Here is a 19,136-nt window from a genome sequence, read left to right as displayed (position 1 = left end):
AACAGGCAACGGCAAGAACAACGGCGAAATACAGGGATCTCTCCACTGCGCCGCGCGATGAGACCGCGCTGCTCCGGTCGAGATGACGTGTAGTGTGGCTGAGCGGGACTAGTTGGATGACGTGCAGTGGTGGCCGAGTGGTACTGATCGCGACGACGTAGTTAAAGAGCTTTTAGAACGTTGTGCCGCCTTGCTGCTGCTGGCTGGCGACCTGGTTGAGGATTCGCTGCACGAAGATGATGCGGATGCTGATGTGCTTGGCCACGTCGGGCAGAAACTCGGTGATGAGGTTGTTGGCAGGATCGGTCGCAAGGCCGGTCGCGATGCGCGCCATGGTGGAGGCCGGGTCGGCATGGATGCCCGGAACGTACAGGTTGCTCAGCTCGGCGCTGATGGGATAGCCCAGCAGGTTGGCGTAGTTGGGCATCAGGCCTCCGTCGTCGTGGTTGGCGACGAAGGTGCGGGAGACCGCATGTCCAAGCCGCCGCGGAATGCTTGCCTTGGGCATACGGAAATAGCGGGGGTCCTGATGGGCGATAGAAGGAATCAGATACGCACCGAAGAATTCTCCGGTCGCGTCCTGCAAAAGGCTTACGCCGGTATTTTTGCCGAAGCCTTTCCAGCCGGGACCGTATGCGCTATGCGAATCGATGGCGGTGCTGAAGCCGGCGACCGCAACGATGGTCGCCAGGTTGGCGGGGTCGGTCAGGTTATGAATCGCCAGATATCCCTTCTGCTTCGACGTCAGAGGAATGACGACGTTGGTATCGAAGAATCGCTGGTAGGGATTGACGAGTTCGTTGCAGGGGACGCGGACGGGCTCGATGGTTCGGGAGTGGGAAGGAATGTTGAGCATGGCGTGGCGGAGTGTGCAAGGCGCCACGCCGCTACCGCTTGCCTTGAGAGACGCCTCTGCCACGGCGACGACATCCTGCTGTTGGGAGAGAAGGACGCTTGGCGCATCGGGTAGGGAGGATTGCGAGGCGCTGGTTTGAGCGCAGGCCGCTGCGCCGGAGAACGCAACCGTCAGAACCAGAAGAGATCGAATCACCGTATAGCCCATTCGCTATGTTCTATAACCCCGGCGAGGTGCGAGTCACTCGCTCTTTTTAATATGAGCGAACTGAAGCGCGTCATCGAGAAATTCACTGACGCCAAAGCCGAGAGCGGAGCCGCCGAGGGAAGAGCCGAAGGTCAGCATGGTCTGTTTAGCTCCATGATTCAAGGGAGGATAGTAGGCGTTCGTCAATGCCGCGCCTGCCAGATTTCCACCGATGAGTGACAGGTTGGGAGTTGCACGCCCACTATCGGTACGGGTGATGAGGACGCGCGTCGCGGCGTATACGGCTCGCCGGGCGAAGCTGTGGTCCCGGCCCATTTTGTAGTAGCGAGGGTCTTCGTGCAAGGCGGCTGACAGGATCGAGGTACTGAAGACGTCTTCACTCATGTCGCGGATAGCCGCAGCTCCCAGTCGCTGGCCGTACGCTCCTTTGTCGGTGCCGTAGTTTGGGGAACCGTTGGTCAGGTGGGAGTATCCCGAGGAGAAGAACCATCCGGCAATCGAGTAGGGCGAGACCGCGTCTCTTGCACCCATCAAAAATTTGTCTCTGCCGGTAAGGACAGGAGCCTGCTGGCCGCGAAGGATGATACCTGACCAACGCGAAGCCACCCTCTTTCGCGCGACGGCCGGTCCTGTCGGCTCGGCATCCGGGAAGGCGTCCACTGAGCTGGAGGAGTTGTCGGCAGCATCAACGCTGTTGTTGCCGGCTATCCTGAACATTTCTCCGGGCGCGTCTGGCAACGCTGCCACTTCCGTATGCGGTGTGGCGGCTGGCTGCAACGTGGGCTGCGCAAATGCAACAGGCATTGCTGCCAGGCCGAGTGCGAGAAGCAGTATCGATTGTCGTGCCATGAAAGACTTTGAAATGCGCTTTCCGTTCAAAAGAAATAACCTCGAAGTCTTTCGGGAGAGAGTCACCAGACTAACGTATACGCGAAGATTCAGCGTATCTATACCTTTAAAAGACGCTATTTGGGGGGCTCAGGTTGTATCCCAAAGCCAGCACGGACTTGCAATATGCCACCGTTACCACGTCGGCACTGCGCTGCGAATATACGGCAATCACGGTTGACCATGCATTTTCCACATCCGCATAATTACACAGAGGCTTGTTCGTTCAAAGCAGAGAGGTACGCTCATGGCTTTTGAAGATTCCACAGCCCCAAAGCGCCCGTGGGAGCAGCGCCTGCATGAAGCCGGAACTCGCGTCGAGGAAGATCTTCGCCGTTTTGTGACCTACTTCAACGACGAGATTGTGCCTGATGTACGCCGCAATGGCTCCGAGGCACTTCGCTCCGCCGCAGCCGAGTTGAACCGTCTGGCCCAGCGGATGGACGATAAGGCTCGCAAGACACCACCTCCACCGCCGGGTGAGCCGAAGCCTTGAACCGCTCGCGCCTCACTTACGCGGCTGTGCTGTCAGCGCTGATGCTGTTGGCGAGCGGGTGCCACAGAGAGACGACGCGAGCCTATCGCCAACCTCCACCGCCTTCGCTGCCGGATGCGAGTAACTCCACCCGTGCCAGCCGAAGTCCCAGCCGCAATACTGATCGTGATCGCGATATGGATGCGGAAGAGGCCGCGCCGCAACCTCAGACAGATGGCAGAGCGGTTTCGAGCGAGATTGGGCTGGCGAGTTGGTATGGCCCCCCTTACGCCGGACGCAAAGGGGCCGATGGCACTGTCTACGATCAGAACGCGATGACCGCCGCTCATCTGACGCTGCCGCTGGGAACCGTGGTCCGCGTGACGAACCTGACCACCAATCAATCTGCCGTCGTGCGCATCACCGACCGTGGGCCTTTTGTTCGCGGCCGCATCATCGACCTATCGCTTGCCGCTGCCAAGGCGATTGGTGTCTATCGCGTTGGCGTTGCAAGAGTACGAGTCGAGGCCTTCGCCTCGGCCACGCCGCAGGCCGCCGGACGATGGTGTGTTCAGGTTGGTGCCTTCTCCAGCGAGAGAGATGCAGCCAAGCTGAAGGACCAACTCAGCCGCCGCTACACGACTGCCAAGGTCATTGAATTCGCCGGTCCTACGGGCCATTGGGTGCGCATCAATCCGCTACAGCCCGACAGGGCCCACGCCAATGAGGTCGCCGAGAGTATCCGGACGCCTGACCCGGCCGCGCTGCCTTACATCGTCCGAACCAACTAAGCATTCTTCTATAGTGGTTGCGAACACTCGTTGCGCAGGAATTGAGCAGCGAATTTTAACCAAGGGCCTGTATCTTCGATGACGCTATCCAAAACGAACCCGATTGTCCGCATCCTTCCTGTCTTCCTCTCAATATGCATCGCCACGCAGGCATTGGCTGCACCGTCATCGAACAAAACCGACCGGGCGCATGCGGGTGTGGCAGTGAATGTGTTGCAGCAGTGGTACACGTCGCAGAGTGGCCTGTATCGCACGACGGGGTGGTGGAACTCCGCCAACGCAATCACCGCGCTTGCGAACTACAGCCGGATGAGTCACACGAAAAAATACCTGCCCATCTTTGCGAACACGCTGCACGCCGCGCAGGCTGGGCATGACGGGTTTCCGGGCTTCATCAACGACTACTACGACGACGAGGGCTGGTGGGCGCTGGCCTGGATCGATGTCTATGACCTGACTGGGAAGACCGAGTATCTTCAGGCCGCGGGCTCCATCTTCGACAACATGCAAAAAGGATGGGAGACCGAGACGTGTGACGGAGGCGTGTGGTGGAGCAAGAAGAGCAAAGAGAAGAATGCGATTGAGAATGAGCTGTTCCTTGCGGTTGCGGCTTCGCTGGCGAATCGCGCAAAAGCTCCCGAGGAGCGTCAGCGATATCTAGGCTGGGCACAGAAGGAATGGGTCTGGTTTCATGACTCGGGCATGATCAACGGCGAACATCTGATCAACGATGGACTCGACATCTCGAACCCAACACACTGCACCAACAACGGCAGAGCTACGTGGAGCTACAACCAGGGAGTGATTCTCGGCGCACTGATGGAGCTGAACAAAGCCGCGCCCGATCCGGCGCTTACGGAGACGGCGTCGGCTATCGCACATGCGGCGATCGAGCACCTCGTCGATGGCCAGGGTGTATTGCATGAGCCCAACGGCGCACATACCGGCGGCGACGTGCCGCAGTTCAAAGGCATCTTCAGCCGCAATCTTATGCTGCTCAACAATGCGTTCCCGGATGGCAGCTACGCGAGCTTTGCGAGAGCGAATGCCGCGAGCCTATGGGCCAAGGACCGAGACTCCGCGAATCATCTGGGCTTCTGGTGGGCTGGGCCGTTCGATCTGGCCGATGCCGCGCGTCAGAGTTCGGCGCTGGATGCTCTGACGGCCGCGGCTGATCTTGGTTCTGGTCGGCGTCAGTAAAACAGGCAACAACGAAATACAGGGGTCTCTCCACTGCGGCGGCAAAAGCGCCGCCTTCGGTCGAGATGACGTGCCGTTGTGGTTGAGCAGCGCGGTCGAGATGACGTGAGCTTTGGTTCTACTTTTTATCCAATGCCGGTGGGGGGTAGTAGGGCAGCTTCTGCTGCTCCTCGACTGCACGCTTGACGCCTACATCGTCGAACAACAGGCTCGGGGCAATCGTGGTCTGCGGCACCGGGCCTAGCGAGTTTGAGACATAATCGTCATTGCCCACCGCCACGATATCCGAGCGCAGGCTGCGGTTGTCGAGTTCGTCGAAGACCGCACCGCGCACCAGTTCCCTGCTGCCATCCGCATGGACGCGATACAAGAGACGGGGTTCGAGAGCGCCGCCCAGAGTCTCGACCGCATAGACATCGCGGCCCTGTTCCTTCGCCATGGCAATCAGGCGCTTGTTCAACTCACTTACCGGCACAGCCTCGCTTGATTTCACGATCACGACACTGGCGCGTGAGTGCGCCGCCTGTCCCGGCGCGGAGCGTCCATGCCCGTTGGAAGCGGGGAAGTCCTTCACCGGCTCGCGCCCGATGAGGTAGTTCTGCAGGATGCCTTTGACCACGACATCGACGGATTGCGCGGGGACGCCCTCGTCATCGACCTCGTAAGCGCCCAGCAGGGTCTTGCCTGCAAACTTCGTCATCAGGGGGTCGTCGGTGACGTTCAGTATCGCGGGCAATACACGCGATTTATAGCTGGACGCATAGGCTCCTGTCGTCCGCGCCGTTGTGCCCATCGCGGGACGGTCTGCCTCAATGTTGGGAACGAATAGCCGTGCCATAACATCGGACGCTGCATCGCCGCTGAAGAGGATGGGACCGTGGTAGTCCTCTGCCGGGACTACTAGGGCAGCACGCAGCGCAGTGAGGCTCTTCAGATCTTCGATCACGCGCTTGCGAAACTCAGGCCCGGTCTCCAACTCCTTCGCGTCCGCGGCGGTCGGCCCGTTATCGCGACTCAACTGCATTCCGTCGGAGGCCTGGCCGCCGACACTGATACCAGCGGCGTAACCCGTGTATCCCTGCCGCACCACGGTTCCTTCGGTGTTCACCAGATACCGGTTCACAGCCACTGCACGCACGTTCGCCGTCGAGTATTGCACCTGTTCCGCTGAAGCGCGGACCTCGGGCGCAGTCTCGAAAAGTCCGCTCGCGTCGATGATTCGCTGCTTCCACTCTTTGCGGTCGAGATCAATCGCGACCAGCGGAGCTACGTGCACCACCGGCTTCGCCTCGGCGAAGTCATGCTCCACCTGTGGGGTTTGAAACTGCTTCAACGCGGCCTGCTTGGCGGCGTAGGTTTGCAACGCATTCTTGTACGCCGTATCGGTCGCAGTCCAAAGAGCGTACCGCAACGCCTCGGGATTGTTGTCGCTGGGCGCAAGCGCGATGGCGCCTTCTCCCCGGCTGGTGCTGCTGTCCGCGGCATAGTCCCCAACACGAACGGTGACACGCACCACGCGCTGATGGTTCGACTCTTCGCGGGTCAGCGCTCCATAGTTGGCGATGGCCTCGTAGCTGGTCAAATCGTCGAGCTGATATTCGATGAAGTACGGCCGCTGCATTCCGGGCAAGACAAGGAGCGCCTTCTCGCGGCTAAGCTCTGTCTGCATGGCACGCAACATTGAATCGCTGCTCTGTGTCTGGGCTGCGCTGAATGTTGCAGAAAAAACACACAGGCAGGATGCTGTCGTGATCAGCCAATATTTATGTAACTTTGATGAGAACGAATTGTTCATTGGCCACCCTTTCCGGAAGCATCTGCGCTGATCTCTGCGTTAGGAGGAGGAAGGATGGGAGGTCTGGCGGTGCCCTGTGCCTGCTTCTGCGTCTCAATCTCGCTGACCAGCATAGCCGGTGCCACCGCGCTGACTGGGATGCTGCCTGATTCGGCGCCGCAGATTCCGTTGAAGACCTCCGGCTTGTCGTCGGTGGCAACGATTCGCGCCAGAGCCGCCTGCGGTGTGCCTACGATGCTTACGCCGCGCACCAGCTCATCGGGCCGTCCGTCCACATACACGCGATAGACGACCAGCGGGATGACCTGGAAGGCTTGTGGCGAGCGCCGCGTCGTCACCGCGAATCCGGAGGAGATGTCCTCGAAGTAAAGCCCGTAGGCTTTGCCCTGCTTCTTCGCCTCGTCAATCAGCATCTTCCGCAGCTCGGCATCGCTTACCGTCTTCGACGAGGTGACGATCAGATTTCCCTGCCGTCCGTTAGGCATGTGGGCCACCTCGGCGCGCCCGTGGCCATTACTATGAGCAAAGCCTGCGACCGGTTGACGCGACATCAGGAATGTCTTGAGGATTCCGTCCGTGATCAGATCGACGCGACGCGCCTGCTCGCCCTCGTCGTCGTAGTCGTAGTGGCCGCTCAACCAGGTTCCCTCAAACTTCTCGAGCGTGGGGTCGTCGGAGACGCTCATGAAGGTGGGCAGGATCTGCTTGCCCATCAGCTTGGTGAAGGTCTGACCCTCGTCGTCGCCACGCTGCCTCTGGCCTTCCAGGCGATGGCCGAGAACTTCGTGAAAGAAGACAGCCGCCGCTCGTCCGCTCAGAATCGCGGGGCCGTTATAGGGGTCGGTGATCGGGGCCACGCGCAAGGCTTCGAGATTTTTGCCCATCTCGGTGATCTTTGCGGCGAGTACCTTCTGATCGGGAAGATGTCCGGTCGCATCGGCCTCGAAGGTCTCGGCGCGAAACATGTCCATGCCATCGGCTGCACGCGTTCGGCCCAGAACCACCAGGCGGGCAACGTGGTTCGGCGTGGCGACCTTCGCGCCCTCCGACGAGACGAAGTAGTCCGTCTCGGAGCTGGCCTCAAGCGCCACCGTGTTGTAGAAGACGTCCGGATACTGCTTGAACAGGCCGGAGAGCTCACGCAGCCGCGTCTCCCACTCCGCAGTGTCGACCTTGAGCGGCGGAGCGGTCGGCAGCAAGGCTACCTTTGCCTCTTCCGTCGAAAAATCCGGCGACCCGTCCTCTTCCTTGGCGCGGACCTCCTGGTCTGCCTTCACCTTCAGATAGCCGTCGAGCGCCTTGCCGTAGCCGCGATTCGTCGCAAACCAAAGACTACGCGCAATGGCGTTGCTGTCATTGGTCAGCGGAATGGGGATGGTCGTGAGCGCGCTGTTGCGATGGTCGCCGTGCGTGTTGTCTTCGGCGGGCGAACCGATGCGCACCTGTACGTCGGCAAAACGGCGATGGCTTTGGTTCGAGTTCGTGATCGCGCCAAATTGAGCGGCGATGCTGACCTCTTCGCCGTCGGCCACCGAATAGCTCAGGAAATACGGCTTCGGTTGCTGTGCCGCGCTGCTGGAACTGCCCAGCGAGTTCATCGCGCGATGCAGTTCCGACTCCATCGTGTCCACCAGAACGCTGGAAGTCTGACCCGTTTCCGCATGGGCCTCCGCCGCCGCAACCACACGCCCTGGCAGGGCCATCCCCACCATCACCAAACCGGCTATTGCAGCACCGGCAACCACGACTCTCTGTCTCGTCATTGGAAAGAAAACTCGATTCACATACAAAAATTCAACTGAAGCAGAGTGTAGCGGAAATATCTTCACTTCGGCGCGTCAATGATGACCGCCCCGCTCCTAAGTAATAAACCCGGCTTTCGCCAAAAAATAAGCTGCCTGCTACCTAACCGCAGCCCAAAGTTGTTGTCTAATCGGGCGGATGAACAAAGTCGATGCAGAGGCGATTCAGCAGATACTGTCCGGAAACCGGGATGCCTACCGGGTCCTGATGGACCGCCACTTCTGCACCGTGCATCGCATCGCCTTCCGCATCACCGGCAATCAGGCCGACGCGGAAGAGGCCGCGCAGGAGGCATTCCTTCGCGCCTACAACAAGCTTCCGGGCTTCCGGCAGGACGCCTCTTTTTCCACCTGGATCACGCGAATCGCTATGAATACCGCCATCAATCTCGTCGAACGCCGCAACCGCGATCTCTCGCAATACGGCCCACGCATCACCGAGAATCCCTCCCCGGTCGAGCAGACCGTTCAATTGGCCGACACGCACGCCGGCCCTGAACGGCAACTGCTCGACCTTGAAGCTGCCTCGCTTCGCAACGAAGCGCTCGCCCACCTTACCCCTATGGAGCGGACCGCCTTCACGCTTCGCCACATGGAAGACCTGCCCATCGCCGAGATCGCCGCTGCGCTGAATGTGCCCGCCAACTCGGCCAAGCAGGCTGTCTTCCGTGCTGTCGGCAAGCTGCGGCGCTCCCTCGCTCCCCTCGCAGGAGGCTTGTCATGACCCACTTTTCTGAAGAAGACCTGATCGCCTATCAGCTTCACGAAAGCTCTGACGAAGCTGCTATCCAGCGCCATATCGAGCAATGCACCGAGTGCGCCGCGCTGTCGGATTCGATTGCCGAGACCCTGCGCGTCTTCTCCTCCGATCCCGTCCCACAGCCTGATCTGGACCGCAACTGGCAGCGTCTGCGCGGCAATCTCTCCGTGCTTACGCCTGAACCACGTCGCAAATTCTTCTTGCGCTTTACGTTATGGGCAGGAGCAGGTTTGGCCGCCGTGGCGTTGCTTCTCGTCGTCTTCGTCAGCATTCACGTTACCCGCGACCGCGACCACATCGCCGCGTTGCTGCCTGCCATCGACCGCGTCACCCACCCCAATACCGCGATCAACGGGCATGGCCCGCTTACCACCGAGCCGACCGACCCGACCGTCGCCAATCATCTTGACGCAGCGGAGCGTCTTCTCACCGAGGTCAACCACACCTCCGGCTCGCTTGATCCGGCGACGCGTGCGCAGGCCCGCGATCTTCTGCTCAGCAACGCCGTCTATGTTCGCACTGCGCGCGACCATGGCGAGCTGGCGCAGGCAGCGGTGCTCGACGATCTGGGCCGCGTGCTGACCACGCTCGACAACGAGCCGTCTTCGCCGCATAGCACTTTGCAGCTTCGCCTGGAGATGAATACCTCCGGCCTGCTGCTCGACATTCGCATTCTTCGCCAGAACCAGAACGCCCAATAAGGAACCGCCATGACCACAGCAATGTCCACGACCATCACTACGACAAAACGAATCGGCAGCAGACTTCTCTCCCCGGCACTTCTGCTTGTCTTTGCGGTTGCACAACCGCTCTACGGAATGGTCTTCGATCCAGCGCCTCTGCCTGCGGCAGCCGCCAACGACAACAGCCCCTACGCTGCCGGAACTCGCGCCATGAACGAACAGCGATGGCAGGATGCGATCCGCGCATTCGACAAGGTGATTGCGGCCAAAGAGAAGCGCTCCGACGCTGCCCTTTATTGGAAGGCTTACTCGCTCAACAAGCTTCGCCGCCACTCCGATGCTGCGGCAATCTGCAACACGCTCCATGCGCAGTATGCCGATAGCCCCTGGAATAAGGACTGCGATGTTCTCTCGATCAGCAATCCCGACATCAACATCAATCTCAGCGACAAGATTACGCAGAGCATGAACATTCACGTCAATCCCGATGTTCATATCGATCCCATCGTCATCCCCAACATCAATGTCGATATCAATAACAACCCCGACATGAAGATCCTCGCGCTCAACTCCATGCTCAATCAGGACCCGGCCAAGGCCATCCCGATCCTGCGCGGCATCCTCAATGGAAATCAATCGATCGGGGTGAAGAAACACGCCATCTTTGTGCTCGCGCAGAGCAAATCTCCCGAGGCGCGGGCCATGCTGCACGACGCCGTTACCGGCAAGATGGACCTTGAACTTCAGCGCCAGGCCATCACGATGATGGCGCTCTTCCAGGGCAAGCGCGACGACGACACGCTCGCCGAAGTCTACCGCACCACTTCTGATCGCCAGATCAAGAAGTCCATCATCTCCGCCTTCTTCCTCACCCAGGACGCGCCCCATCTGGTCGAGCTGGCCCGCAGCGAGAAAGACCTCCAGTTGAAGCGCACGATCGTCGCCCAACTCTCCGTCATGAACGACAAGGTTGCCACCGACTACATGATGGAGCTTCTCAAGTAATCGACTTCTTATCACCCGTTCCCCTTACAGGAGAAAGAACATGCGTCCTCTCGCTCGCACGCTCGCCACTATCGCTGTCTTCTCTGCTGTCACAGCCTTTGCGCAGCAGCCGCAATTCCTCCATGCGCGTCTCACCACGACTGCTGCCCACGGTCTGAACGCCGAGCTCAATTCACTCAAAGACGAAGCTGCACCGCTGTGGGTCGGCTATAGCGTTCCCGTAGTCGAAAAATCCTTCTCTGGACAGTATCCGCGCATCAGCTACCTTGAAGGCGATCATCCAAACGTGAAAGATGATGAAGGCGACTCTGGCAATCATTCCTACGACCATGCCGTCATCCTCTTTCGCATCGTCAATCACGGCATCGAGAAGATCCATGTGGACAATCCCGGCCGCCAGATCGATGCAGGCGATCTCCGCGTTGTGTGGCTCACCAACGTCACACCCGATGAGAGCATCGCTAACCTGAAATCACTCGCCCTTCAGAATGACAGCAGGAAGCTTCGCGACGTTGCCGTCTTCGCCATCTCCATCCATCAATCTCCAGCGACTGGCCCACGCTTATCAGCCTCGCGGCTGCTGGGAACGATCTCGATCTCCGCGAGAAAGCCGCGTTCTGGCTTGCCAGCCAGCATAGCCACGAGGGCTTCGCTGCGTTGCAGCACTTTGCCCGCGAGGACTCCGACGCAGCCTTTCGCGAGAAGCTTACCTTCGACCTCACCGTCACCAAAGACCCCGGTGCGGTTGCAGAACTGATTCGCATGGCGCACGAAGATTCCTCTCCGCAGGTCCGCAAGCAGGCTCAGTTCTGGATGGCGATGAAGGGCGGCAAAGTTGTCGCGGGCGATCTTCGCGAGATCAGCGAAAACGATCCCGATGCACAACTTCGTAAATCCGCAGTCTTCTCACTCTCGCGCTTGCCGGGGGACGAAGCGGCTACGCAGCTTATACAGATTGCCAACACCAGCAAAGACGCTGCCGTTCGCAAGCAGGCCGTCTTCTGGCTGGGGCAGTCCACCGATCCGCGCGCGCTCGACTATCTCACGAAGCTGCTCAAGAAATAACCGGGCTATGAGTCATCGCTCTACTACTTTTTCTCCAGCGGCTTGCGGGCGAAGTAGTAGAGCGAGAAGGCCAGCAGCGCGAACATGATGACACTGACCCAGTCGTGATAGAAGGGGTTGTGGTCGCTGAAGCGTGGGAACATCTTGTCGGTGGCAGCTTCGTAGAGTCGCACACCTACACCCATCAGACCGACGATGCCTCCTGCCGCAATAAGACCGGAGGCGTAGAGCGAGCCGGAGCTGATCTCCGATTCCGAGTCGAGCGCAGGAGTGACGCTGGTGGGAACAGGCAGCCCCGTATCCGGGTCGATCTCTTCAGGGTTGGTGGCCACGCGTTTTTCGAGAGTGCGATCGACCATCCAGCGCATGAGGCCGCCGATAAAGATGGCGAGCGTGGTGGCGATGGAGAGGTAGGCTCCTACGGCAAACGTAAGGCTGCGAATGCCGAGCATTTCGATGCAGATGACGAGCGCTACTCCCAGCAGGACTAATCCCCAGGGCAATTTGCGGGTGAGGATTCCGTTGATGACGGTGGCCATGAGGCGGCCTTGCGGAGCAGCGGCCTTTTCGCTGCCGATGCCCTGGATCCACTGGATCTCGATCTGCCCTGTCTGCGGGTTGTAGAGGTATTTGCCGTCTTCGAGGGTGGTGGAGCCGATGGAGTTGAGCAGAATAAGCTGATGAGTGTTGGAGACCTCTTCGCGCGTGGGATTGTCGGTGTTGTGCGAGGTCAGCGAGAGGTGATCGCGTTTGAAGTTGCCTTCATTCTGTACGCCGTCGGGGAGAGCGTTCAGCGAGAAGACGATGGGCTTCTGCATTCGCTGAAAGGTCTCGAGACCGGTGTTCATGGCGTTGAGCGTGACGCCGATGGAGAAGACCGAGACGATGACGCCGATCATGATGGCGAGCTGCTGCTTCCACGGAGTGGCTCCGATAAGGAAGCCGGTCTTGAGGTCCTGCGCGGTATCGCCGGAGTTGGCGGCGGCGATGCAGACGATGCCACCGATGGTAATGGCGAGCGCTCCGAAGGCGGGCGCGGTCCAACCGCGGACGAGAAAGATGGCGGCGGTGGCCATCAGCGTGGCGATGGTCATGCCCGAGACCGGCGAGGCGCTGCTGCCGACGATGCCCACGATGCGGGCGGAGACAGTGACAAATAAAAATCCGAAGACGATGACGAGCAGAGCGGCGGAGAGGTTGGCGAACGCACCGACCTGCGCTCCCGGGACGGGATGAAACTGCAGAAACGCCCACATCAGGATGACCAGCAGGATGCTTCCGCCGAGAACGATCGACATGGGGATGTCGCGCTCGGTGCGGATGGTTTTGGCCTGGCTTCCCTCTCTGCCCTTGCGATTCTTTCCCATGCTGCCGAGGCCTTCAGTGAGCGCCGAGATGATGGTCGGTGCGGTGCGAAGTAGAGTGATGAGGCCGGAGGCGGCGACGGCCCCCGCGCCCATGGGGCGGACGTAGGTGCTCCAGAGATCGGAGGGCGTCATGTTGCTGATGAGCGTCGTGCCGGGATAGATGGGGCTGGTTAGGTGAGAGCCGAAGAAGTAGATCGCGGGCATCAGGACGAGCCAGGAGAAGACTCCTCCGGCGAGCATGACGGCGGAGACGCGAAGGCCGATGATGTAGCCGACGCCGAGATACTCTGACGTGCAGTCGGCGCGAATGGCCGAGCCTTTGAGCAGATGCTGCGCGCCGAGGTTGGGCTGGTAGTCGGGCTGCGAGGGCCAGAGGGAGAAGAGGTTGTCGTTCTGGAAGAGGGTGTAGATGCCGCCGAGGCCGAGGCCGAGGAAGACCCGGCTGGCAAAGCTTCCGCCGCGCTCTCCGGCTTCGAGGACGTCGGCACAGGCAGTGCCTTCGGGGTAAGTGAGCGAACCATGCTCTTCGACGATGAGCTGGCGGCGGAGCGGGATCATGAAGAGAACGCCGAGCCAGCCTCCGAAGAGCGCAAGGGCGAAGATTCTTGTGCTCTCCAGATCAAAGCCTAAAAAGATCAACGCAGGAAGCGTGAAGATGACGCCCGAGGCGATGGATTGGCCAGCGTTTCCGGTGGTCTGGACGATGTTGTTCTCAAGGATGCTGGCCCGGCCGAAGGCGCGCAGGATGCTGATAGAGAGGACCGAGATTGGAATCGATGCCGCTACGGTGAGACCTGCGCGGAGGCCGACGTAGACGGTGACCGCTCCGAAGAGCACACCGAAGAAGGCACCGAGGATAAGGGCGCGGGGTGTGAGCTCGCGGCGGGATTCGCCTGCGCCTACGAAGGGCTGGTAAGTGGTTTTGGTGATGGTAGGCGTTGCCATTCTGTGACTCTCTCCCGCCGGTAAAGCGATGTGTCCGGCTGGATGGGAGTGTATCAGCGGGGATGAGGCCGGGGCAGAGGTGCATCAAGCATGGTGCAGCAATTTGCGAGAAAGTTGCAGTTTAGGCGTATACTGCGGGCATGGCGCGGTCCGACCGACCTGGAGCGCCGGCGAGTGAGGTGCGTCTTCAGCGAATGCTTGAATGACAATGCGCTCGGTAGTAGTGCCGGGGGGCCGCCCGGTACGTGTCACAGCGCGCCGCCTGGTTTGGAAGCCAACAGGGTGGCGGATGTTAGCGCAATGTCGCGCTTTCTGCAAAAGCCGGAACGGGTGGTTCGGGCTGTTGTCGATGATTTGGTAACAACTTTATTTCCCGCCGATTGCAGGGTTTGTGGTGGACCGCTGCTTCGGGCTGGACTCTCTCCTGTTTGCGAAGATTGTTTAGGTGCCGTTGCGGTGCAGACGGCGACGTTGTGCAGGCAGTGTGGGGAAGCTCTTGATCTGGAAGGGGTTCGGTTTGCAGGACAGTTCCCTGCCGAGGGATTGCTGTGCTCGCCTTGCCGGATGGTTGCGCCGGAGTTTGAGCGGGCGGTCGCCTATGGGGTCTATCAGGATGGACTGCGCGAGATGGTGCATCTGCTCAAATACGAGCGGATGAGCGCTGTGGCGCGTCCACTGGGTGGAATGCTGGCGCAGGCAGTCGAGATGCTGGAGGGGCAGACTGGCGCGGAGTTAATGGTGGTCGCGGTGCCGCTGTTCCCGACCAAGGAAAGACAACGGGGTTATAACCAGGCGGTTTTGCTGGCGGATGCGGCGCTGTCCGAGCTGGAGAAGACGCGGCCGGAGTGGAAGCTGCGCGCGGCGCATGGAGTGATTCGGAGGGTGCGGGATACAGAGAGCCAGTTTGCGCTGACCTCGCATGGCCGCAGGCGGAACCTGAAAGGCGCGTTTGCGGTGCGAGATGGCTCTGCGTTGACCGGGCGCGAGGTTCTGCTGGTGGATGACATTTATACGACCGGAGCGACCGCGCGGGAGTGTGCGCGAGTTCTTCGGCGGGCTGGAGCGACGAAGGTTTGGGTCGCTACGCTGGCCCGGGCGCAGCGAGAGATGGTTGAGTTTTGGGATGCATCATGAGCACAAATTTTTTAATGATTTCTTGCGAACGATGATTTGGAACCGGAGGGCAGGACGATGCAATCGGGGAAGATGCGGAAGCAGAGGCTAACTGGGAATCGACACTCGGGACATGGCAGCTCCCATGCGAGCGGGAGGCTGGTGTCAGATGTGGATGTCCGGATTGGTGTGTTCCGGCAACCGGCGATGCAGACGCCGGTGCTGGTGCTGAATGCCAGCTATGAACCGATTAATATCTGCGGAGCGCGGCGGGCTCTGGTGCTGGTGTTGAAGGGTGTGGCGCGCACCGAGGAGGAGCAGGGCGCGATCCTTCATGCAGCGCGGGTGACTGTGGCGATGCCAAGCGTGATCCGGCTGCTGGAGTACCGACGGATTCCGCATCAGACACGGGCGCTTTCGCGCAAGAACATTTTGCTGCGGGACAGAAATAGCTGCCAGTACTGCTCTATCGTGCTGACGGCGGGCGAGCTGACGCTTGACCATGTGATTCCGCGGTCAAGGGGTGGGCTTTCGACCTGGGAGAATTTAGTGGCGTGCTGCCATGACTGCAACCGGCGCAAGGGCAATCAGTTGCTGCATGAGCTGACCGACATGACGCTGCAACGGGAGCCACGGCCGTTCAGCCTGCATACCTCGCGGCACATCATGCGGATGATCGGCAGTGCCGATGCTGCGTGGCGGAAGTACCTGTACTTTGAGGCGGGTGACGCGGCTTAGCGAAATTTTCTCTCTATTGAGAGGGGCCTCCCGTATTTAAGTACTAAAGTCTTCGAAAAAAGGCGCTTTGTGTGGGACCGGGGAAGGAAGACATACCCCGTGGGCTAAAGCCCGACTTCCTGGCGCTTCTTAGAGGGCCAAGGCTGAAGCCTTGGCGTACCCAGAAGCCAGGAATAACGACAACAGCGACGGGTGAAGAACCAGCTCCGGGCTATCTCCTAAGTTTTTAGTTGACACGCGTTGAAGTCTCGGCGTAATGTCCTAAGTTGTTAGGAGATGTGCCATGGGCGAGCAGGATAAAGAAGGTTTGACGAAGCTGGAGTTGCAGATCATGCAGGTGATCTGGCGGCGGGGCACGAGCAATGTGGGCGAGGTGCAGGAGGGGCTGGAGCAGCAGTTGGCTTACACGACTGTTCAGACGATGCTGAACATTCTGCACCGCAAGGGCAAGCTGAAGCGGAAGCTGCAGGGGCGGGCGTATGAGTACAGCGCTACCGTGTCGGAGGCCAAGGCGTTGAGCCATGCGCTCCGCGACGTGGTCGACCGCATGTTCGGCGGGTCGAGCGAAGAGCTGGTGATGAGCCTGATCAAGAGCAAGCAGATCGATGCGAAGATGATCGCCAAACTGAGCCGCAAGCTGGAAGAGATAGAAGAAGGTGGAGGCGAGCGATGAGCGGACTCGAAGCGTTTGTGCTGGGATACCTGGTGAACTCGCTGTGGCAGGTCCCGCTGGTGTGCCTGGCAGGATATGGCTGCGCCCGGCTGGTGCGGCGGATGGGGCCGCAGGCGGAGCATCGGGTCTGGGTGGCAGCGCTGATGATTGCGGCGATTCTACCGGCCTGCGTCGGGGCCGTTTTCGGAATGCCGCGTATCTTCGGCGGTGCCGGAGTGGGGGCCGGGGCGACGGCGGTACAGGTGGAGATGGGCAGATTTACGCAGGTGGGAGGAGCATCTCTGTACCTGCCGCTTTGGCTGCGACACGGAGCGACGATGTTGTATCTCGGCTTTGCGCTGTTCTTATGCGGGCGGCTGGCGTGGGGACTGATCCAGAGCAATGGGCTGCGGCGCGGGTCGCGGCGGCTGTCGCTGACTGGAGAGTTGGCCGCGGTGTGGAAGCGGTATTGCCGCAGCTTCGATGTGCCGGATGCAGAGATTGCAAGCACGCCGATGGTGGCGGGACCGCTGACGCTGGGCCTTCGGCGGAGAGTGCTGCTGGTGCCTCCGGAGTTTATGGAGAAGGCGGAGGCAAGCGATGTGGAGGCGGTGCTGGGGCATGAACTGGCGCATATGCGCAGGCGCGACTATGCGAAGAACGTGCTGTATGAGCTGGTCTCACTACCGGTGAGCTATCACCCGATGACGCGATGGCTGAAGGCGCAGATACGGCAGAGCCGCGAGCTGGTGTGCGATGCGATGGCGGCTGAATTTGTAACCACAAGAGAACACTATGCACGATCGCTGCTGCGGTTGGCGTCGCTGATGTCGAGCCAGACGCAGACCATGAACATTCACGCCATCGGAATCTTCGATGCCAACATTCTGGAGAGGAGAGTTATGAGCCTGATGACGAAGCCAAAAGAGACGAGAGGATTGCTGCGGATTGGGGTTGCGGCGGTGTGCGTTGTGGTAGGAGTTGCGACTTGCGGGTCGGCGCTGGCGCTGCGTCTGGACGTGAATGAGCCTCCGCCTGCTTCTGCGATGATGGCGGCCGCCCCTAACCATCCCGTGAAGGTGCAAGGTGCAATCATGGCTGGAAGCAGGCTCGGCGGCCAAAACCCGGTCTATCCCGCGAAAGCAAGGGCCGACAAGAACACCGTGGATGGCACATGCACTTTGCGAGCCATCATCAATAAAGATGGGCGCATAACCCGCGTGCGTGTCGTCAAGAGCCTTCGCAAGGACTATGACCAGAGCGCTCTAACCGCGGTAAAGACCTGGAAATACAAGCCGTATCTGCTGAATGGAGAGCCAGTGGCAGTAGAGACGACCATCAATATCAATTTCAACATCGAGGGGTGATGAACGGGATTGGATATTGAAAAGCGTATGGGCTGGCCGGTGAGGAAATCAGATCGCCGGTCAGTCTTTTTTTGTGCGAATGTGGTGCAGGCGGAATAGAGGGTCGCTCCACTGTGCTGCGCTTCGGTCGAGACGACGTGGATTGGGTGGCGGAAGAGCATTGGGATTCTTGTCGCATGGGATGTGTTGCAAGTGTGATAATTTCAGCGGCAGGAGAGTCCTGAATGGCGCGAAGCGAAAGTTTTCAGTGCGATGTATGCGGCAACCAGAAAAACCAGAATGAGTTGTGGTGGCTTGCATGGACAGATTGCTTCGAGGGAATCAGCCCCGGTGACGACCAGCCGCTGATCAAGCTGACCCGATGGCAGCAGCGGCAGGCGCACGAAGAAGGAGTGAAGCACCTGTGCGGCGCACGTTGCGCAGGCACCATGATCGACCGCTGGATGACGGCGCAGCATGAAGACCCCAGTGCGCACTGCGAGTCTGTTTAGCGCAGACAGAAGACAAGGGAAAAGCGCACTGCCGCGATGACGCGATGAGCAGTGCGCTTTTCTTCTTTTGGAGAGAAGCTATTTGTGGTGGACGATCTTCTTGACCGAGCCGTCGGGCATGACGATGTATCTGTTGCCGGTGGATGCGTCGACATAGGCGTTCTTGTTGGTGGCGGACTGGGTCACTTCGACCGAGTTGGTCTGGCCGGGCTCGGTGAGGACGAAGTGCTTACCGTCGCCCTCGTCCTGTACCGGCGACGCCGAAGCGTTGGGTGGTGGAGGCACCGCAGCGGAGGCGATCGCAGGCTCGGCCACAGGCGTAGCGGCTGGAACACCGTTGAGCGGATGGGCTGAGCGGTAGGTCACGTACTCCGAGCCCTTGATGCCGAGCACGCACTGCTGGTAGGCGTCGACGCCGACCGTCTGGCTGGTGGCGGTCGTGCTGGCGACGTTATCGCTGTTGCGATCGGTGCGCTGGGTGGCTCCCGTAGCGGCAGCGGTTTGTGCGCCGTTGTTGCTATGGTTCCCCCAGTAGCCCCAGCCGTGGCCGCGCGAGATCGCGCTGGTGACGGCGCCGGTGGTTCCGGTGATGGCTCCCTGCGCCATCTTGTCCTTGTCCTGGCCGTGCTCACGGTCGTGGAGCGCCTTCTGCTCATCGGAGAGTTGACCGGAGGCCTGCTGGCGGCAGCCGGTGAGTTGGTCCGGCGTGATGGGCATCATGTCCATGGTGATGCCGTCAGCCGGAACGACGGACTGGGCGGCCTGAGGGACCTGTGGAGCCTGGGCAAAGGCAGTACCGACAGCAAGGCCGGCAACCATAGTTAAATTGAGAATGTTTTTGGCGGACATCTTACCCTCCTGTGTGACCAACGCTGTTCCAACGTCGTTCTGTAAGGGGGCCCATGAAGCTGTGGTGTTGGGAACACAGGAATAGTA

General features: G+C 60.0%; 19 protein-coding genes. 13 read left to right on the top strand and 6 right to left on the bottom strand.

What is annotated here, in order from left to right; translation table 11 throughout:
- Positions 1-172: 172 nt before the first annotated feature.
- Positions 173-1,051, bottom strand: a complete 879-nt coding sequence (locus GSQ81_RS16505) for a hypothetical protein (RefSeq protein ID WP_158911740.1) — start codon at positions 1,049-1,051, stop codon at positions 173-175.
- Between the two features lie 45 nt (positions 1,052-1,096).
- Positions 1,097-1,912 (bottom strand): hypothetical protein, encoded by an 816-nt coding sequence (locus GSQ81_RS16500; protein ID WP_158911739.1) that lies wholly within the window; start codon positions 1,910-1,912, stop codon positions 1,097-1,099.
- A 286-nt stretch (positions 1,913-2,198) separates the two neighbouring features.
- On the opposite strand from GSQ81_RS16500, the gene GSQ81_RS16495 reads away from it, so the two are divergent.
- The 3 genes from GSQ81_RS16495 to GSQ81_RS16485 all read left to right on the top strand — a co-directional run bounded on the left by GSQ81_RS16495 (position 2,199) and on the right by GSQ81_RS16485 (position 4,417).
- Complete coding sequence (locus GSQ81_RS16495; RefSeq protein ID WP_158911738.1) at positions 2,199-2,447, top strand: hypothetical protein; 249 nt, start codon at positions 2,199-2,201, stop codon at positions 2,445-2,447.
- On the top strand, positions 2,444-3,217 hold the full coding sequence (locus tag GSQ81_RS16490) for a septal ring lytic transglycosylase RlpA family protein (RefSeq protein ID WP_254060251.1): 774 nt from the start codon (positions 2,444-2,446) through the stop codon (positions 3,215-3,217). The genes GSQ81_RS16495 and GSQ81_RS16490 overlap by 4 nt, the downstream gene beginning before the upstream one ends.
- Positions 3,218-3,295: 78 nt before the next feature.
- Complete coding sequence (locus tag GSQ81_RS16485) at positions 3,296-4,417, top strand: glycoside hydrolase family 76 protein (RefSeq protein WP_158911737.1); 1,122 nt, start codon at positions 3,296-3,298, stop codon at positions 4,415-4,417.
- Positions 4,418-4,535: 118 nt separating this feature from the next.
- On the opposite strand, the gene GSQ81_RS16480 is transcribed toward GSQ81_RS16485, so the two are convergent.
- Together GSQ81_RS16480 and GSQ81_RS16475 are read right to left on the bottom strand one after the other, a co-directional pair.
- The gene (locus GSQ81_RS16480; RefSeq protein WP_254060250.1) at positions 4,536-6,098 is read right to left on the bottom strand and encodes a metallopeptidase TldD-related protein; all 1,563 of its coding nucleotides are present in this window, start codon (positions 6,096-6,098) and stop codon (positions 4,536-4,538) included.
- 110 nt (positions 6,099-6,208) lie between these two features.
- Entirely contained in the window at positions 6,209-7,975 is a 1,767-nt protein-coding gene (locus GSQ81_RS16475; protein WP_254060249.1) for a metallopeptidase TldD-related protein, read from the bottom strand.
- Positions 7,976-8,153: 178 nt separating this feature from the next.
- On the opposite strand from GSQ81_RS16475, the gene GSQ81_RS16470 reads away from it, so the two are divergent.
- The 5 genes from GSQ81_RS16470 to GSQ81_RS16450 are packed head-to-tail and all read left to right on the top strand — an operon-like array spanning position 8,154 to position 11,527.
- Positions 8,154-8,738 (top strand): RNA polymerase sigma factor, encoded by a 585-nt coding sequence (locus tag GSQ81_RS16470; protein WP_158911735.1) that lies wholly within the window; start codon positions 8,154-8,156, stop codon positions 8,736-8,738.
- Positions 8,735-9,475, top strand: a complete 741-nt coding sequence (locus GSQ81_RS16465) for a hypothetical protein (RefSeq protein ID WP_158911734.1) — start codon at positions 8,735-8,737, stop codon at positions 9,473-9,475. The genes GSQ81_RS16470 and GSQ81_RS16465 overlap by 4 nt, the downstream gene beginning before the upstream one ends.
- Before the next feature lie 9 nt (positions 9,476-9,484).
- Entirely contained in the window at positions 9,485-10,462 is a 978-nt protein-coding gene (locus GSQ81_RS16460) for a HEAT repeat domain-containing protein (protein WP_254060248.1), read from the top strand.
- Positions 10,463-10,502: 40 nt separating this feature from the next.
- Positions 10,503-11,219: a hypothetical protein gene (locus GSQ81_RS16455; RefSeq protein WP_158911733.1), complete on the top strand. Its 717-nt coding sequence runs from the start codon at positions 10,503-10,505 to the stop codon at positions 11,217-11,219.
- Entirely contained in the window at positions 11,120-11,527 is a 408-nt protein-coding gene (locus tag GSQ81_RS16450; RefSeq protein ID WP_158911732.1) for a HEAT repeat domain-containing protein, read from the top strand. The genes GSQ81_RS16455 and GSQ81_RS16450 overlap by 100 nt, the downstream gene beginning before the upstream one ends.
- A gap of 23 nt (positions 11,528-11,550) precedes the next feature.
- Here GSQ81_RS16450 and GSQ81_RS16445 read toward each other — a convergent pair whose 3' ends face one another.
- Entirely contained in the window at positions 11,551-13,839 is a 2,289-nt protein-coding gene (locus GSQ81_RS16445; RefSeq protein WP_158911731.1) for an OPT family oligopeptide transporter, read from the bottom strand.
- 300 nt (positions 13,840-14,139) lie between these two features.
- Here GSQ81_RS16445 and GSQ81_RS16440 point away from each other — a divergent pair, with 300 nt between their 5' ends.
- From GSQ81_RS16440 to GSQ81_RS16420, 5 genes are all read left to right on the top strand, one after another.
- Positions 14,140-14,973 (top strand): ComF family protein, encoded by an 834-nt coding sequence (locus GSQ81_RS16440; protein ID WP_158911730.1) that lies wholly within the window; start codon positions 14,140-14,142, stop codon positions 14,971-14,973.
- Between the two features lie 57 nt (positions 14,974-15,030).
- Positions 15,031-15,690 carry an HNH endonuclease gene (locus GSQ81_RS16435; RefSeq protein ID WP_158911729.1) on the top strand — a complete coding sequence of 220 codons (660 nt, stop codon included), beginning with the start codon at positions 15,031-15,033 and terminating at the stop codon, positions 15,688-15,690.
- 283 nt (positions 15,691-15,973) lie between these two features.
- Positions 15,974-16,363 (top strand): BlaI/MecI/CopY family transcriptional regulator, encoded by a 390-nt coding sequence (locus tag GSQ81_RS16430; protein WP_158911728.1) that lies wholly within the window; start codon positions 15,974-15,976, stop codon positions 16,361-16,363.
- The gene (locus GSQ81_RS16425) at positions 16,360-17,709 is read left to right on the top strand and encodes a M56 family metallopeptidase (protein WP_158911727.1); all 1,350 of its coding nucleotides are present in this window, start codon (positions 16,360-16,362) and stop codon (positions 17,707-17,709) included. Before GSQ81_RS16430 ends, GSQ81_RS16425 begins: the two co-directional genes overlap by 4 nt.
- A gap of 224 nt (positions 17,710-17,933) precedes the next feature.
- Complete coding sequence (locus GSQ81_RS16420) at positions 17,934-18,200, top strand: hypothetical protein (protein WP_158911726.1); 267 nt, start codon at positions 17,934-17,936, stop codon at positions 18,198-18,200.
- Positions 18,201-18,278: 78 nt separating this feature from the next.
- On the opposite strand, the gene GSQ81_RS16415 is transcribed toward GSQ81_RS16420, so the two are convergent.
- Complete coding sequence (locus GSQ81_RS16415) at positions 18,279-19,049, bottom strand: hypothetical protein (protein WP_158911725.1); 771 nt, start codon at positions 19,047-19,049, stop codon at positions 18,279-18,281.
- Positions 19,050-19,136 lie beyond the last annotated feature (87 nt).

Origin of the sequence: Granulicella sp. L56 (genome assembly GCF_009765835.1) — a bacterium.
Classification (GTDB): domain Bacteria; phylum Acidobacteriota; class Terriglobia; order Terriglobales; family Acidobacteriaceae; genus Edaphobacter.
Note: the sequence above shows the minus strand (reverse complement) of the source record. Positions and strands in the feature narration are given on the sequence as shown.

Bases quoted from the DNA above. Each gene is read 5' to 3' on its own strand.
- GSQ81_RS16500 (WP_158911739.1), bottom strand. From the start codon at position 1,912: ATGGCACGACAATCGATACTGCTTCTCGCACTCGGCCTGGCAGCAATG.
- GSQ81_RS16495 (WP_158911738.1), top strand. From the start codon at position 2,199: ATGGCTTTTGAAGATTCCACAGCCCCAAAGCGCCCGTGGGAGCAGCGC.
- GSQ81_RS16485 (WP_158911737.1), top strand. From the start codon at position 3,296: ATGACGCTATCCAAAACGAACCCGATTGTCCGCATCCTTCCTGTCTTC.
- GSQ81_RS16480 (WP_254060250.1), bottom strand. From the start codon at position 6,098: ATGTTGCGTGCCATGCAGACAGAGCTTAGCCGCGAGAAGGCGCTCCTT.
- GSQ81_RS16475 (WP_254060249.1), bottom strand. From the start codon at position 7,975: ATGACGAGACAGAGAGTCGTGGTTGCCGGTGCTGCAATAGCCGGTTTG.
- GSQ81_RS16470 (WP_158911735.1), top strand. From the start codon at position 8,154: ATGAACAAAGTCGATGCAGAGGCGATTCAGCAGATACTGTCCGGAAAC.
- GSQ81_RS16465 (WP_158911734.1), top strand. From the start codon at position 8,735: ATGACCCACTTTTCTGAAGAAGACCTGATCGCCTATCAGCTTCACGAA.
- GSQ81_RS16460 (WP_254060248.1), top strand. From the start codon at position 9,485: ATGACCACAGCAATGTCCACGACCATCACTACGACAAAACGAATCGGC.
- GSQ81_RS16455 (WP_158911733.1), top strand. From the start codon at position 10,503: ATGCGTCCTCTCGCTCGCACGCTCGCCACTATCGCTGTCTTCTCTGCT.
- GSQ81_RS16445 (WP_158911731.1), bottom strand. From the start codon at position 13,839: ATGGCAACGCCTACCATCACCAAAACCACTTACCAGCCCTTCGTAGGC.
- GSQ81_RS16440 (WP_158911730.1), top strand. From the start codon at position 14,140: ATGTCGCGCTTTCTGCAAAAGCCGGAACGGGTGGTTCGGGCTGTTGTC.
- GSQ81_RS16435 (WP_158911729.1), top strand. From the start codon at position 15,031: ATGCAATCGGGGAAGATGCGGAAGCAGAGGCTAACTGGGAATCGACAC.
- GSQ81_RS16430 (WP_158911728.1), top strand. From the start codon at position 15,974: ATGGGCGAGCAGGATAAAGAAGGTTTGACGAAGCTGGAGTTGCAGATC.
- GSQ81_RS16425 (WP_158911727.1), top strand. From the start codon at position 16,360: ATGAGCGGACTCGAAGCGTTTGTGCTGGGATACCTGGTGAACTCGCTG.
- GSQ81_RS16420 (WP_158911726.1), top strand. From the start codon at position 17,934: ATGGCGCGAAGCGAAAGTTTTCAGTGCGATGTATGCGGCAACCAGAAA.
- GSQ81_RS16415 (WP_158911725.1), bottom strand. From the start codon at position 19,049: ATGTCCGCCAAAAACATTCTCAATTTAACTATGGTTGCCGGCCTTGCT.